Raw genomic sequence first — 14638 nt, 5'->3', positions numbered from 1 at the left:
TGCGGTACCGCATCAACCGTCTAGCAAGCATCATTCGGCAACTGGGTAGGCGCCAGTGAACGGCACGAGGCGGGGACGTCGCTTATACGGAGGGGGTGACGTCGTGATCTTGCGTCATTCTGCGTCGCATCAGCACGGGCGAATATGTTGCATCCGAGGCCTGCGAGCTTTAGCAATGGCCCAAGGGCGGGGACGTACTCGGCCGCAAGGGATGGTTAGTACGACGGGGCACCAGCTGTCTAGGGGACCGAGGGTTCGTTATGTCCGATAGCATGATAATTGTCTTCGTGTTGCTAGCGGTATTTGTACCGACTGCCGGGGCTCGCTTCGGGCATCTGTCTGTCATCAGCCTGTTCGTATATGCTCAAGCCACCATGGCAGCCGGAACGCTACCAGCATTGGATCCAGCGCTCGAAGCAGATGTGGTTCACGCGTCTGTGATTCTGTGGTCGTTTGGCACCCTCGTTGGTGTGTCAGTTCTCTATGCGTTCACGATTCTCAAGTCGCCGCGAACGGCATATGATCCGCTCGTCGACTTTGCCTACCCGAAGCGCACTACGGCATTTTGGATTTTGGCGTCCATTGGGATATCGACGCTCTACTACATGAGCGTTGGCTACCTGGCGTTTGTGGAGTCTCTACAGGCTCTCATAAATGATACGGGCGAAGACGTAGCAGCTTTGCGGCTCGAGTCTTACGCCGGTGAGAAGTACTTTTTCCCGGGTTATGTGAACCAGTTCAAGAACGCTCTTTTGCCAGCACTTACGATTGTCGTGTTGACCTCTGCCTACCATTTCCGGGTAAGCGGCCGCGCAGTCGTTGGGCTCATACTCGCTCCTTTGACGCTTCTGTTTCTACTCGGCACCGGTCAGCGTGGCGCATTTGTCATTGCACTGGCGCTCGCCGTCGTCACTGCTTACTTCGTCGTCCCGCGGCGCGTGAAGAAATATATTGTTCGAATCGGAATCGTGGGCATACTTTTGTTCTTTCTGCTCACGATCGCGAGCGGGAGGGCGAACCGAGACCTAGAGGCGGCTCCGGATTTTGGCAGCAAGCTAGGTGTGCTGTTTGAACAACTTGCTTTCCGGATCCTGGGGAGCAATCAGATGAGCTCAATCGTCGGTTTCCAGTACATTCACGAGCAGGACATCCCCGCTGGAAGTGAATGGTGGCAGGCGTTCGTCGGCTTGCTGCCGGGGCAACCTGGAAGCGATCTTTCCAACAGGATCTTCGCGGTTCTCTACGGCTCGACGCGTGGAACTTCTCCTCTATCGCTCTGGGGCTCGACCTACCACAATTGGGGCCTGGTGGGGACCGTGCTCATCGCTGCGCTGCTCGCAACTATTTTCTGCAGGCTGGCCGCGAGCATAAACTCTACAACTTACGGAAACCTAGTTCAGTTTGTTGGAATGGCGGGCGTGACTATCACGCTCGGAACATGGATCGCCGACGGGCCGGTTTCCGTTCTGAACAAGGGCCTCGTGATGTATGCGCTGGTTTGGTTGTGGGGAAGTCGCATCGCTCGACGAGGTCAGTCGGCCGTGTTGGGTGGCACGGACAGCGCGGTGGGGCATCCGCGACGATCGATGCCCCGCGAGTAGCGTTCCACGGAGGCAAAACAATGAGCGATCTCCAGCGCGACCCAGCCGAGAGTCGGCTGGGGTCAGGGCCACGTCTGCCCGTGGGGGATGTCCTACGCGGCGTTGCCATCGTCTCGATGCTCGTCGCTCACGCTGGGCCTTTTCTCCCTGACGCAGCGTGGCTCGTCCACGTCGTTCGGGACAATCTGAACGACCTTGCTTCACCGCTGTTCGCGCTGGTGATGGGGATATCCGCACAGATCGTTTGGAACCGCGGCGGCTCTGTCGGAACGACTTGGGCGCGGCAAGCTCTCAGGGGTGCGATCATCATCGCCCTGGGGATGTGGATGGTCACCTGGGGGTCGTGGGTGGCGATCGTGCTCCAGCCGCTCGGACTGCTGCTCATTGTGGGCGTTCCCATGCTTCTGCTGGGCATCCGTGCTCTCACAGCCGTGACCCTCACCCTCCTGTTGCTCAGTCAGCCGCTGCTGATGCTCGCCCGCGAGGCGATGTGGATCTACACTCAGCCGTTCCTGGTTCGCGAGCTCGCCGGGTGGGTGGCGTTGGGAAGCTCGTACCGTCTCGTCAATCTGCTGCCGTTCTTCCTGCTCGGGGCGCTGCTGCTGCGGCACGGCTTCAAGCGAGACGGCGTGCTGTGGGCCATGGCGGCCGCAGCGCCCCTCGCTTATCTCGCGCAGCCGGTCAGTGAGAAGTTGCTCGGCGTGCAGGGGGTCCAGTCCGGCGACTACCTCGACACCCTGCACGATGTGGGTCTCGTCTTCGCCGTCTATGTCGTGGTCGTTCTGCTGTCCACGACGGAGGCATCAGCCGTGCGGCGCGCCTGGGCCGCAGTCTCGCTGCCGTTGCGCGCGTGGGGACAACTGGCGCTGACACTTTACGTGCTGCATGTCGGACTCATCGCGCTGTGGGCGAGGTCGAACGGCATGCCGACGGAGAACACCTATCTGGGGTGGCTGCTCATCGTTCCGGGTGTCGCGCTCGTGGGCTGGGCGTGGTGGCGCTGGGTCGGCACCGGGCCGGTGGAGTGGGTGATGGGGCTGGTCACGGGGCGGCCGAAGAAGTTCTGGACGGCGGGGGACCGGGCGACCGAGCGGGCCGCCGTCTGACGGCTGGGCCCTTCTCGACAGGCTCACGGACCCAGACCGGGGCTCAGGGACCCCGGGCCGGGACTCAGGAGGCTTGTTCGCGGGCGTTGACGATGCCCTGCACGAGAGCGTCGATCTCGTCGCGGCGGGCGATGGGGGATGCGACGTACGGGTGGTCCATGCCTCCGAGAAGAACCGCGGCGGCCGAACCCTCGACGCCCAGCGCCCGCTTCGCCGAGAGAGCACCGAAATACGCCAGCGGTGCGGCGTCCGGCATCCGCTCCGCGAGCACGCCGGGGCGGGACGATGTCGCCACCACGAGCTTGACCGGCGCGATCAGACGCTGCCAGTCGGGGAGGTGACGGGCTACCGGCACGCATTTGGAGCACTCCGCCGAGAGGAACACCAGCAGCACAGGAGTACCGGCTCCCAGCGCATGGAGGGGAACGGCGACGCCGTCGCGGGTGACGAGTTCGGCATCGGGGATCGGCGACCCGACGCCGGCCACGACGGGCCCTGTGCCGGCTGCGGTCTGTGTGCCGGTGGAGCGACTCCGCAGACGCACCAGGGTCGTGAGCACGACGGCCAGCGCGACCAGCGCCCAGCCGAGCCCGATGGCGAAGATCGTGGCGGGCTCCGCGCCCGCGATGTCTACGACGAACGGGGGTCGTCCAGGCGATGTGGACAGGGTCGCGACTGTCGCCACGATGAGGGCGACGTTCCGCGCGACGGTCCAGCCCGTGACGCGCGTGTCCGCAGACAGCGCCCCGAAGCATCCGCAGTCGACCTCTTCACCGCGGGCGAGCACGCGCGCGAGGAGAACGGTGAAGACGGCGAAGGTGCCGAGAGTCAGCACGCCGGCCACGATGAGCGGCGCGTCCGCCGTCAGCAGGAGTGCGGTGCCGAGCAGGATCTCCCATGCAGGAACGGCTGCGGCGATCCAGTGGCGCTGGAGGAAGTCCGGCACGCGCAGCGCCGCCATCGCTTCGAGCGTCGCGGCTGTGCGTGTCGCCTTGGTCGCTCCGGAGAGGAGCAGCACGAACGCGACGAGCCCCGTCGAGAACAAGAAAATGAACTCGACGGGGCTCGACTGCATGAACCTCAGACTAGCGTCAGATCAGATCGCAGGTCTGGACGGCCAGCGAACCGTCAACCAGCGGAATGCCGAGCGTGCCGAGGTCGACCGCTGCAGCGAGGAGCGTGCTGGCGGTGGCGCTGTTGTCACCGTTGTTCGCGTCGGACTGCACCTGGGTCAGCGTCAGGCTGCTGAGCGCGCCGACGTTGACGATCGCGTCGTACAGGTCGACGAACACCGAGCTGCCCTCGGGGATCGGGTTGGAGAGGGTCAGCGTGTAGCCGCCCGCCGTCGCGACGACGCCGATTGCGTGAGCGGCCAGAACCGTCTCGAGACCGCCGATCGTGAGGATCGCGTTCGGGTCCTGCAGGGTGTACTGCGTGCCGGCCGGGATGGTGCCCGTGGTCGCGGTGATCGTGAAGCCGCGCGTGGCGCCGGGGGTGATGCCGAGCAGGCCGAGCGCTGCCTGCACCGTGCCGAGCAGGCCGCTGCCCACGATGCCCTCGAGCACCGAGAGGTCGTAGTCGTTGCTGCAGTTCGCGGTCACCGTCGCGTTGAACGGGGCAACGCTCGCGGATGCCAGCGGAGTCCCGACAGCGACTGCGATGACGGGGACGGACCAGGCGGCACCCTTGACGACGGTACGGCGGGTGAGGCCCTTGTTCTCTTCGGTCATTGACGACCCTCCTGTGTAAACACGAAATGATGTGTAGTGCGAGAGAGGCGACATGCTCTGTCCCCCAGAGCCTCTCCTGAGGATCAACATAGGGAACGGTCGGGCGTCATTCAGGCCGCGTGCAGGTTTTCCGCGCATTGTGCGCTATACCTGCGCAAACTGTTCTACGCGGGGAGATCGGTGCCCTGCGCGACGCCGGACACCTCGCCGCCGCGGCACCGCCGCAGCTCGCGGGGACCGGTGCCGTAGATCTCGTGCAGCGCACGCCGCAGGCTCATCGTGTTGCGGAACCCGGAGCGCTGCGCGACCTGCTCCACCGACAGCACGTCGTAGCGGCTGTCCAGCAGGGTCGCACGGGCGAGCCGTGCCCGATGCCGGCGGATCTCGCCGGCGACCGTCGTGCCGGCATCCGCGAACAGCGACTGCAGATGCCGCAGCGACGACTGCACCGCCTTCGCGACCCGCTCGGGCGTGAGGTCGGAGTCCTCGCACTGCTGGGCGATTACCGCCAGCGCACGGTCGCGCAGCGCCGCCGCGGGATTGCCCTGCGCCCACACCGTCCCCAGACGATCAAGCAGAATCGCTCCGCACATCTCCAGCACGAGGTGTTCGATCGCGTAGCGGTCGATGGCTGAGCCTTCGCCCTCGGCATCCATCACGGCGGTGAGGAAGGCGAGCAGCGCACGATCGAGCAGCCGCTGGTCCTCGAGCACGCGTGCCGAACCGGGGAGCTCCGTCACGAAGCCGGCGATCGCGGATTTCGGCACCTTCGCGACGGTCAAGCGGCACGTGCCCTCGAACCGCAGCCGACGTTCGAGCCCCTCCGGGGCGATGACGAGCGACGGACCGATGTTGCGCCAGGGCTCGTCGTGGAACTTCGACAGCACGCGGCCCGACTCGATGAACGCGAAGGTGAAGAACTGGTCGTCGTCGGGCTCGGGCTGCACCTGGTACTCGGCCGCGTCCGTCTCGATGGTCCAGATGGTGACGCTGCCGCACACGCGCTGTCTGGTCGTGATGCGCGGCGCACCCGCGGTTCCGCGCACCCGATGCGCAGCGATGACGCGTACGTCGTCTTTGCCCGGCACCAGCATCAGCGCCTCATTCCAGCGCGGCGCGCACGGCGCGCTCCACCTGATCGATGGCCGGGCCCAGCTGCGAAGCGGAGAGCTCGTAGGTCTCCTGCGAACGGCGGTACGGGTCGATCACGTCGTCCTCGTCGGCCTGCGCCAGCACCAGTCCGCGTTGTCCGCCGACGAGCGCCGCCAGCGCGCGCAGGCGGTCGCCGGCGGCGGAGCCCGTTGCGTCGGCGGCGCTGCGGATCTGCGCGTCGGACAGCGTGGCGGCCAACCGCGCGAACTCGCGCACCGTGAACGCGCGCCGCAGCAGCGAAGGGGCGAGCTGGACGATGTAGGAGCGGTGCTCGCGCGTCATCGCCAGCACCAGGTCGCTCTCGGTCAGGATCGCCTCGGTGAGCAGCCGCGCAGCGTGCCCGCGGGCGTCGGTCTCGGCGGCGCCGAACCGGGTCGCGAGTGCGAGGGCCTGCTCGGTCATGGCGTGCCCGACCAGCGCGTGCGTGCCCGCGCTGTGCACGCGCACGCCGAGGTCGCGCAGCCGGGCGCGCAGCAGCGCCTCGGCCATGGGGGAGCGGCAGATGTTGCCGGTGCAGACCGTGAGGATGGTGGCGGCGGCCGGGTGGGCCGCCGGGGTCGGGATGCTGGGCTGGGCCGGCGGGAACAGACCGGGAGACTGCGGCTGAGGAGGGGCATCGGGCAGCGCCTCGCGCAGCTGACGCAGCTCTCGGCGGCTCATGCGCGGCACGGTGTCGCCGTCGGGATCGCTCATTCCTCCAGCGTACGGCGAGACCACTGGGCAAGAGTGCGCACCACAGCGACGACGGTCCAGCCGATGATGCCGCCGAGCGTGTTCGCGACCAGGTCGGAGAACGACGGGTACCTCGACGGGATCAGGATCTGCACGGCCTCGATGGTCACGGTGGTCGCGAGGCCGGTCGCCGCGATGCTCCACCAGGGCAGGCGCGGCCATCCGGCCGCGAGCAGCAGGCCGAGCGGGACGAACAGAGCGATGTTGGCGAGGAACTCGAGCATCGGATAGCCGAGGGAGTAGGGCACGATGTCGCGGGCCGCGAGGAAGCGCGCGATGCGGTTGACGATTCCCGTCGCCACCGAGGCCTGCTCGCCGGGGAGCCAGGTCAGCAGCAGGAGGACCACGGCGTAGGGGACGAGCATGAAGCGGGGGAGGAAGAGGAGGGGGTCTTGGGCGGGGCGGTGCGGCTGGGGCCCTTCGATCCCCGCGCCCCACTCCGGCCGGCGCTGAGCGCCGTCCGGAGCCTCGGGGGCGCGTGGGCCCGACTCAGGGACCCAGCGTTTCTCGGGGTCCCCGAAGAGTTCGGAGAACCAGTCGTCGGGGTCAGGCATGGGGGGACACGAAGGAGCGGATGCGGGTGAGGAAGACGTCGTCGCCGAAGCGCGCGACGGCCGTGCGGGGGTCGAAGGGTGCAAGGGAGAGAGCGTACTCGATCGCGGAGGCGAGCGCCCCGGCATCCGCCGCCTCGGCCGTCACTCCGCTGACGCCGGGCGTGTATGTCTCGACCTGACCACCCACCGGGCCGGTGACCACGGGCGTGCCGGCCGCCTGCGCCTCGACGGGAACGATGCCGAAGTCCTCCACGGCGGGGAAGACGAACACGGCCGCTCGCTGCATCAACGCGTACAGCAGCGCCGTCGACGGCGAGGTCACGAACCGCACCGGCACCCCGGCGCTCGCCGCCGCGGCGCGCAGCCGCGCCTCGTCGGGTCCGCCGCCCGCGACCACCGCCGGCAGCCCCGCGCGCGCCGCCGACTCGATCACCAGGTCGAGGCGCTTGTACGGCACGAACCGCGAGACGCCGAGCACGAACGTCTCCGGCAGCCCGTCCAACACGCGGCACTCGGCGTCGCCGGTGACCTCGGTGCGCCAATCCGGCCGCGACATGATCCGCTCCACCGCCACCGGCGGGTGGATGACCGTCGCATCACGGTCCCACGCACGGCGGATCCGATCGCGCACGAATGCGCTGTTGGCCGCGATCGCGGTCGCCTCCTGCGCCCGGCGGCGGTCGATCCGGCGCAGTAGAGGAGCCACGGCGCGCACCGCGACAGGATCACCGCGGCTGTCCAGCTCGGGGTTCCAGATGTAGCGCGCCGGTGTGTGCGCGTACACGAACTTCGGCACATCGCGTCCGGCCAGCCGGGCGTGATGGGCGAACAAGTGCGAGCTGACCAGCATCCAGTCGGCGTCGGCGCGCAGCCGCCGCCACGTCGGGATCATGAACGGCAGTGCGAGCGCCTTGTGGTGGCGCAGCGGCGTGCCCGCCAACCACGTCTCGCGGACGTCGCGCTGCGCGAACCGGTGCGGTGCGTCGTTCCACAGGCAGCGGATGCCGGCATCCGGGAACGCCCTCGCCATCGTCTCGAGCACGTTCTCCGCGCCGCCGGACGACTCGATCCATTCGTGGACGAGGAGTCCCGTCACTACGGTCGCCCCATGCCGAAATAGGTCCAGCCGGCCGCCCGCCACGCCTTCGGGTCGTACGAGTTGCGGCCGTCGACGACGACCCGGCCGCGGGTGAGCGACGCCGCGTGCTCGGGAGTGAGCTGCCGCCGGTACTCGTCCCACTCGGTGACCAGCAGCACCGCGTCGGCGTCGCGCAGCGCCTCGTCGCGGTCGGCGATGTAGGTCAGCTGCGGGTGCAGTCGCCGGGCGTTCTCGATGGCCTGCGGATCGGTGACCACCACGTCGGCGCCCAGGCCGCGCAGCCGCACCGCCGCGTCCAGGGCGGGGGAGTCGCGCACGTCGTCGCTGAACGGCTTGAACGCGGCGCCGAGTACGGCGACCCGCTTGCCGAACACGCTGCCGCCGAGCCCGTCGATGACCAGCTGCACCGCGCGGTCGCGGCGGCGCAGATTGATGGCATCCACTTCGCGCAGGAAGCTGACCGATTCGCGCCGCCCGAGCTCCTCGGCGCGGGCCGCGAACGCGCGGATGTCCTTGGGCAGGCATCCGCCGCCGAAACCGATGCCGGCGCCGAGGAAGCGGCGGCCGATGCGCACGTCGTGGCCGATCGCGTCGGCGAGCAGCGTCACGTCGGCGCCGGTCACCTCCGCGATCTCGGCCATCGCGTTGATGAACGAGATCTTCGTGGCGAGGAACGCGTTCGCCGCCACCTTCACGAGCTCGGCGGTGGCGAAGTCGGTGATGATGAACGGCGTGCCCTTCGCGACCGCCGGGTGGTACACCTCGCGCAGGATGCCGGCGGCGCGCTCGCCCTCGTCGCCCTCCGGCACGCCGACGACCAGTCGGTCGGGGTCGATGGTGTCCTGCACGGCCCAGCCCTCGCGCAGGAACTCCGGGTTCCACACCAGTGTCGCCCCTGTGGTCGCCACCCGCTCCGCCAGGTCGGCGGCCGTTCCCACCGGCACCGTCGACTTGCCCGCCACGACGTCGCCGGGTCGCAGGTGCGGCAGCAGCGAGTCGAACGCCTCGTCGACGTGGCTGAGGTCGGCGGCGTGGCCGCTCTGCTGCTGCGGAGTGCCGACCCCCACGAAATGCACGGCCGCCCCGGCAGCGGCGGAGATGTCGGTCGTGAAGGCGAGACGGCCCGACCCGACGCCCTCCTCCAGCAGCTCGGGCAGGCGCGGTTCAAAGAACGGCGCCTCGCCACGGGACAGCGCGGCGACCTTGCCGGGGTCGATGTCGATACCGACCACCTCGTGGCCGATGGATGCCATCGCCGCCGCGTGCACGGCCCCCAGGTAGCCGCAGCCGATCACCGACAGTCGCATACGTCCCTCTTCCCCAGGCGCCGACAACCCTCATCATGCCCCATCGGAGTGGCGCAGAGGTGAACGATCCTGACGCTGTGCAGGGCGGCGCCCCGGTGACATACTGAACTCACGCTTGAGGGGGCGAACATGGGGCTGGGGCTGCGGAGCCGTACCGACGCACTCGCGCGCCTCGGCGACGTCTGGGCGCACGCCTGGCGCTGGACCTTCTTCGCCGCCGGTGTCGCGATCGGTGCCTACCTGCTGCTCGATCGCGGGATCACCAACGGCGCGGTCACAGCCGCCGCGATCGGCGTGCTGACCATCGGCGCGGTGCTGTCGTCGGCGAAGCCGATGGCGATCCCCCTGCTCGCCACGCCCGCCCTGTTCATCACCGAACGCGTCGGCCTCGGCGCCGGTGATCTCACCGTGTCGGACGCGGCGCTCGCCGCCGCCTTCGCCTCGGCGGTGTTCCTCGGCGACCGCGAGATCAGCCCGCCGCTGAAGGCGCTGCTGCGGCTCAACCTCGTCTACCAGTTCGCGACCCTGTTCACCGTGATCGCGAACCCCTTCATCCAGAACACGGTGGAGTGGTTCCACGCGTGGTTGCTGGTCTCGGGCGCGCTCCTCGCCGGCTGGGCGCTCGGGCGCGCCGGCAAGGCGCGGACGGCGTTCATTCTGATCCACCTCATGGTGGCGCTCATCGCGGTGGGCACCATCGGCACCGCGGTCCCGATGCTGCTGTCCGGTCAGTTCGGTGCCGTCTACCCGCAGTGGCCGTGGGTGATGCACAAGAACTTCGCGGGCGGCGCGCTCGCGTTCGCCGCGTTCGTCGCATACGTCAACCCGGACTGGGCGCAGATCCCCAAACGGTGGGCGCGCGCGGCCATGGTGCTGTTCCTGGTCGCGCTGGCACTCACACAGTCGCGGCAGGCCATGGTCGGATTCCTCGTGGCGCTGCTCATCTTCGTGATCCGGCAGGGTGCGGCCCGGCACTGGCTTCTGATCACCGTGATCGCCGTGCCGGGCGCGATCCTGATCGTGCAGAGCGTGATCGAACAGATCGAGTCGCAGAACCGGTTCAACTCCGTCTACCAGCGGCTCGCCTGGATGCAGGAGGTGTACGCCCTGTGGAAGCATTCGCCGTTCTTCGGGCACGGCCTGCGCTACTGGTACGTGCACCCCACGGCCGCGTTCCAGCCGCCGCAGGCCGAGCTCGAGGTCGTCGCGTCGGCGGGCATGGTGGGGCTGGCCGGCTTCATCGTGATGTGGATCGGCATCGTGGTGGTGCTGTGGCGCCTCGATCTCCGGTTCGGGATGCTCGCTCTGGGCTCGGTGCTGGCACGCATCGTGCAGACCCAGTTCGACCTGTTCTGGGTGTCGGCCGGCGTCTCGATCCCGTTCTTCATCGCCGGCATCTGCCTCGGCGCGCAGGCGTTGGCGGTGAACACCGGGGACGCCGCCGGGTTCAGGAACGTCCGGCGGCCACGGCGTCCGGTGGGGCGAGTGCACGCGTCCACGGTGGCGCGGGAGCGGATGCTGCGGCGGGCGCAGCACACGGCCGCACGCGAGAGGTCGCCGCACGGCGATGAGGCGCGCGTATGATCGGTCCAAACACACGGGGGTGGGGATGGAGCTTCGCGACTATTTCCTGGCGTTGAGGCGTCACGCGATAGCGATCGTCCTGCTGGTGGCGGTGGGCTTGGGGGCGGCCTACGGCTGGACGAAGATGCAGACGCCGATCTACGAGGCGTCCGCCAGCGGGTTCGCCAAGTCGACGCTGCTCGCGGAGGAGGGCACCGCGATCACGCCCGCGGCCAATGACAGCCTGGCGAAGTCGAAGGTGCCGACCTTCGTGGACATGGCGACCTGGCGCACCGTCGCCGAGCACGCGGCCGAGGAGCTCGGCCTCGACACCCGACCCGAGGACCTGGTCCGGCGCATCAGCGTGACGAACCCGGAGGGGACGGCGATCCTGAAGATCACCGCGACCGGGACCACGCCGGAGTCGGCGCGTGCGCTCGCCGAGGCGTGGGTGAACGGCCTCATCGTGACGATCGACACGAACGACGGTGACGGAACCCCGGGGTCCGCGCCGGTGACCGTGATCCTGGGGGAGTCGGCCTCCCTGCCGACCTCACCCGCCTTCCCCGACACGACGACCTCGCTGCTGATCGGCGGGCTTCTCGGCCTCGGCGCCGGCATCGCGTTCGCCATCATGCGCGCGATCTCTGACCGGCGCATCCGGCCTGGCGACGACGTCGAGCAGCGGCTGGGCGTCTCGGTTCTGGGCACGATCCCGCAGGTCACCTCGATGGGCGCCGGTCAGCGTCTGATCGACCCGAACGACACCCACTCGAAGTCCGGCTTCGCGGTGACCGAGTCGCTGCGGACCATGCGCACGAACCTGCAGTTCATGGACGTCGACAACCCGCCGCGTCGGATCGTGGTCACCAGCCCGCTGCCCGGAGAAGGCAAGTCCACGGTCGCGGCCAACCTCGCGGCGATTCTCGCGGCCAACGGCGAGCACGTGGCCCTCGTCGACGGTGATCTGCGTCGTCCGACGGTGGCGAACACGATGGGCCTGGTGCCGGGCGCCGGTCTCACCGACGTGCTCGCGGGCCGCGCCGAGCTCATCGAGGTGCTGCAGCGCGCACCGAAATCCCCCGGTCTGGTCGTGCTCGGCGCGGGGACCATCCCGCCGAACCCCAGCGAGCTGCTCGGCTCGGCGCGCATGCGGGCGGTGCTCGACGAGTTGGCGCAGCACGCCATCGTCATCATCGACGCTCCGCCGCTGCTGCCAGTGACCGACGGCGCGATCCTCACGCATCAGGCCGACGGTGCGATCCTCGTCGTCACCGTCGGCAAGACCACCTACGACCTCGTGGAGAAGGCGTTCAGCGCACTCGAGAAGGTGAGTGGGCGTCTACTCGGCGTCGTGCTCAACCGCGCCCCGCTGACCGGCGCCGGGGCGAAGAACTACGCATACCAGTACCGCTCCCGGCACGCTGAGACCCCGGAGGCCGAGGAGCAGCCGCCGGCCGAGCCGAAGAAGACCCCGACTGCGTCCCGGCCGAAATCTCGCTCCCGGCGCCCGCAGGCGCGGCGCGGGCGCTCGAGTGTGGCGATGCCGCCGCAGCCGATCGACGCGATCGACGACGAGGCCGCCCTGCAGGAACTGTTCGGCGACGAGACGGTCGTCACGCCGGCGCCCAAGCGGACGGCGGGCGGTACAGGTGACGACGGCTGACGCGGGCGACGGCCGACCGCTGCGCGTCGCATTGGTCTCGTCGTCGTTCATCCCGCACGTGGGCGGTGTGGAGACCCACGTCGCGCGCGTCGCGACCGGGCTGCACGAGCGCGGACACACGGTCGAGGTCTGGACCGTCGACCGGGGGATGCGCTCCTCGCGCACCTTCCCGGTGCCGGTGCACTACCTGCCGGCACCCTTGCCGTCGCGGACGCCGGACGGCGTGATCAGCACGGTCTGGTCGATGCCACGGGCCTGGCGGGAGTGGCGCCGCGCGCACGCCGACCTCCGCCCCGACGTGTTGTCGGTGCAGTGCTTCGGACCGAACGGCGTGTACGCCACGGCGCTGCATCGCGCCTTCGGCACCCCCATGATCATCAGCTCGCACGGCGAGACGCTCGGCGACGACAACAATGCGTACGTCCGTTCCGCGTTCCTGCGCCGACGGCTGCGGCACGGACTGGATGCCGCAGCGGCGGTGACCGCACCGAGCAGCTACGTGGTCGACGATCTGCGTGCCCGGTTCGGGCTGCGCGCCGACGCCGAGATCGTGGCGAACGGGGTCGACCTGACCCGCGGCGTGCACGACCCCGCCGAACCGCGCGGGGCGCTGTTGCTGGCGATCGGGCGGCTGGGTCGGATGAAGGGCTTCGACCTGCTGATCGACGGGTTCGCGCGAGCCGCGCTCGATGGCGTGCGCCTGGAGATCATCGGCGGCGGGCCGGAGCGCGAGCGGCTGCAGGAGCAGATCGACGCCGCCGGCCTGAGCGACAGGGTGGTGCTCGCCGGCGAGATGGACGAGGAGACCGTCGCACGGCGGATCGGCGAGGCCGCGGCCGTCGTCATCCCCAGCCGTTCGGAATCGTTCGGGATCGTGGCGCTGGAGGCCTGGCGCGGCGGGGCCGCCCTGGTGATGACCTCCCGCGGCGGAGCGACGGATTTCGTCCGCGACGGTGTAGACGGCCTTCTCGTCGACCCCGAGGACACGTCGGCTCTGGCCGCCGCGCTGCGCCGGGTGATGGCCGACGACGAGCGGCGTCTCCCGCTCGCCCGCAACGGCGCCGTCCGCGTGCAGGAGTTCAGCTGGGATGCCGTCACCGACGCCTACGTACGGCTGTTCACCCGTGTCCGCAGCTCTCGGGTGGGTGCGGTGGAAGGCGCGGGTGCCCGCGCGGGCGGCGGCGCGTGAAGTACCACGGGACGCTGCGCCGGCGCGGCCGGCAGGCGCGGCGGATCATCGCGTCACTCGGTCAGCCGCGCATCCGGCGCGACGGCGTGATCATCGGCACCTTCTGGTGGGACGGTCATCCCAACTTCGGTGACGACCTCACCCCGTGGTTGCTGCCGCGCTACGGCATCCTGCCGTTCTACCGCCGACCAGGCGCGGCGCGACTGACCGGCGTGGGCAGCCTGCTCGAGTTCGTGCCGACCGACTACACCGGGGCGATCTGGGGCACCGGCCTGATGAACGACGCCGCCCATCCGCTGCCCGACGCGACCGCCCTCGCGGTGCGTGGTCCGCTCACGGCGGAACGGCTCGGCCTTGCGGACGAGCCGGTGTACGGCGACCCGGGACTGCTGGTCGCCCGGCACCTGACTCGGCCGCCCGGTGACGGCCGCATCGTCGTCGTGCCGCACGGGCACCACCGCGCGCACGTCGGCCTGGCGGAGTTCGCTGCACGGGCCGGCGCCCGCGTGGTCAACGTGCATCAGCGGGCCGCGACCGCCGTCCGGCAGATCGCGTCAGCGCGGGCGGTGGTGACGACGTCACTGCACGGGCTGATCACTGCGGACGCCTTCGGCATCCCGGCGGTGTGGACCACGCTCGACCCGCCGCTGGGCGGTGGGGATTTCAAGTTCCGCGACTACGAGGCGGCCGTGACCCCTGGGCGCACCCGTTTCCGCTCCTTCGCGGAGGCGACCTCCCTCGGCGATCTCCTCGCCGACGCGTGGTCCGCGGATGCCGCGGACGTGGCGCGGCTGTGCGACGGTCTGGAATCGGCGCTGGAGCGCGCACGACGGCTCGATCTCGGGCAGCAGCCGTTCCCGACCGGGCTGCTCCGCGTGCGTCGTCACCGCTGACGATCGAGGCGCGCGGCGATGCGAGGGAGACGCTCGACGACGGCGC

Annotated in this window: 13 protein-coding genes; 6 read left to right on the top strand and 7 right to left on the bottom strand. The window is 69.3% G+C overall.

Going from position 1 to position 14638, the window contains the following annotated elements:
- The first annotated feature begins 272 nt into the window (after positions 1–272).
- Both RIF65_RS01605 and RIF65_RS01600 read left to right on the top strand, forming a co-directional pair.
- Entirely contained in the window at positions 273–1601 is a 1329-nt protein-coding gene (locus RIF65_RS01605) for a hypothetical protein (RefSeq protein ID WP_309082482.1), read from the top strand.
- A gap of 20 nt (positions 1602–1621) precedes the next feature.
- Positions 1622–2707 carry a heparan-alpha-glucosaminide N-acetyltransferase domain-containing protein gene (locus RIF65_RS01600; protein WP_375142105.1) on the top strand — a complete coding sequence of 362 codons (1086 nt, stop codon included), beginning with the start codon at positions 1622–1624 and terminating at the stop codon, positions 2705–2707.
- A gap of 64 nt (positions 2708–2771) precedes the next feature.
- On the opposite strand, the gene RIF65_RS01595 is transcribed toward RIF65_RS01600, so the two are convergent.
- From RIF65_RS01595 to RIF65_RS01565, 7 genes are all read right to left on the bottom strand, one after another.
- The gene (locus tag RIF65_RS01595) at positions 2772–3782 is read right to left on the bottom strand and encodes a MauE/DoxX family redox-associated membrane protein (protein WP_309064564.1); all 1011 of its coding nucleotides are present in this window, start codon (positions 3780–3782) and stop codon (positions 2772–2774) included.
- Between the two features lie 16 nt (positions 3783–3798).
- On the bottom strand, positions 3799–4437 hold the full coding sequence (locus RIF65_RS01590) for a hypothetical protein (RefSeq protein WP_309064565.1): 639 nt from the start codon (positions 4435–4437) through the stop codon (positions 3799–3801).
- 164 nt (positions 4438–4601) lie between these two features.
- Positions 4602–5531 carry a helix-turn-helix domain-containing protein gene (locus tag RIF65_RS01585; protein ID WP_309064566.1) on the bottom strand — a complete coding sequence of 310 codons (930 nt, stop codon included), beginning with the start codon at positions 5529–5531 and terminating at the stop codon, positions 4602–4604.
- A gap of 7 nt (positions 5532–5538) precedes the next feature.
- Complete coding sequence (locus RIF65_RS01580; protein ID WP_309064567.1) at positions 5539–6282, bottom strand: arsenate reductase/protein-tyrosine-phosphatase family protein; 744 nt, start codon at positions 6280–6282, stop codon at positions 5539–5541.
- Positions 6279–6875, bottom strand: a complete 597-nt coding sequence (locus RIF65_RS01575; RefSeq protein WP_309064568.1) for a VanZ family protein — start codon at positions 6873–6875, stop codon at positions 6279–6281. The genes RIF65_RS01580 and RIF65_RS01575 overlap by 4 nt, the downstream gene beginning before the upstream one ends.
- Positions 6868–7971, bottom strand: coding sequence for a glycosyltransferase (locus tag RIF65_RS01570; RefSeq protein WP_309064569.1), 1104 nt, complete (start codon positions 7969–7971; stop codon positions 6868–6870). The genes RIF65_RS01575 and RIF65_RS01570 overlap by 8 nt, the downstream gene beginning before the upstream one ends.
- Positions 7971–9281: a UDP-glucose dehydrogenase family protein gene (locus RIF65_RS01565; protein ID WP_309064570.1), complete on the bottom strand. Its 1311-nt coding sequence runs from the start codon at positions 9279–9281 to the stop codon at positions 7971–7973. Before RIF65_RS01565 ends, RIF65_RS01570 begins: the two co-directional genes overlap by 1 nt.
- 129 nt (positions 9282–9410) lie before the next feature.
- Between RIF65_RS01565 and RIF65_RS01560 the strand changes: the two genes are divergently transcribed.
- Genes RIF65_RS01560 through RIF65_RS01545 form a run of 4 tightly spaced genes read left to right on the top strand, consistent with a single transcriptional unit; the run spans position 9411 to position 14592 of the window.
- Complete coding sequence (locus RIF65_RS01560) at positions 9411–10865, top strand: O-antigen ligase family protein (RefSeq protein WP_309064571.1); 1455 nt, start codon at positions 9411–9413, stop codon at positions 10863–10865.
- A 25-nt stretch (positions 10866–10890) separates the two neighbouring features.
- A complete protein-coding gene (locus RIF65_RS01555) occupies positions 10891–12510 on the top strand; it encodes a polysaccharide biosynthesis tyrosine autokinase (RefSeq protein WP_309064572.1) in 1620 nt (539 codons plus the stop codon).
- A complete protein-coding gene (locus RIF65_RS01550; protein WP_309064573.1) occupies positions 12497–13699 on the top strand; it encodes a glycosyltransferase family 4 protein in 1203 nt (400 codons plus the stop codon). Before RIF65_RS01555 ends, RIF65_RS01550 begins: the two co-directional genes overlap by 14 nt.
- Positions 13696–14592 carry a polysaccharide pyruvyl transferase family protein gene (locus tag RIF65_RS01545; protein WP_309064574.1) on the top strand — a complete coding sequence of 299 codons (897 nt, stop codon included), beginning with the start codon at positions 13696–13698 and terminating at the stop codon, positions 14590–14592. Before RIF65_RS01550 ends, RIF65_RS01545 begins: the two co-directional genes overlap by 4 nt.
- Positions 14593–14638 lie beyond the last annotated feature (46 nt).

It is taken from the genome of Microbacterium sp., assembly GCF_031180975.1.
In the GTDB taxonomy this organism is placed as follows: Bacteria; Actinomycetota; Actinomycetes; order Actinomycetales; family Microbacteriaceae; genus Microbacterium.
Note: the sequence above shows the minus strand (reverse complement) of the source record. Positions and strands in the feature narration are given on the sequence as shown.

Bases quoted from the DNA above. Each gene is read 5' to 3' on its own strand.
- RIF65_RS01555 (WP_309064572.1), top strand. From the start codon at position 10,891: ATGGAGCTTCGCGACTATTTCCTGGCGTTGAGGCGTCACGCGATAGCG.
- RIF65_RS01605 (WP_309082482.1), top strand. From the start codon at position 273: ATGATAATTGTCTTCGTGTTGCTAGCGGTATTTGTACCGACTGCCGGG.
- RIF65_RS01585 (WP_309064566.1), bottom strand. From the start codon at position 5,531: ATGCTGGTGCCGGGCAAAGACGACGTACGCGTCATCGCTGCGCATCGG.
- RIF65_RS01580 (WP_309064567.1), bottom strand. From the start codon at position 6,282: ATGAGCGATCCCGACGGCGACACCGTGCCGCGCATGAGCCGCCGAGAG.
- RIF65_RS01590 (WP_309064565.1), bottom strand. From the start codon at position 4,437: ATGACCGAAGAGAACAAGGGCCTCACCCGCCGTACCGTCGTCAAGGGT.
- RIF65_RS01575 (WP_309064568.1), bottom strand. From the start codon at position 6,875: ATGCCTGACCCCGACGACTGGTTCTCCGAACTCTTCGGGGACCCCGAG.
- RIF65_RS01600 (WP_375142105.1), top strand. From the start codon at position 1,622: ATGAGCGATCTCCAGCGCGACCCAGCCGAGAGTCGGCTGGGGTCAGGG.
- RIF65_RS01595 (WP_309064564.1), bottom strand. From the start codon at position 3,782: ATGCAGTCGAGCCCCGTCGAGTTCATTTTCTTGTTCTCGACGGGGCTC.
- RIF65_RS01560 (WP_309064571.1), top strand. From the start codon at position 9,411: ATGGGGCTGGGGCTGCGGAGCCGTACCGACGCACTCGCGCGCCTCGGC.
- RIF65_RS01565 (WP_309064570.1), bottom strand. From the start codon at position 9,281: ATGCGACTGTCGGTGATCGGCTGCGGCTACCTGGGGGCCGTGCACGCG.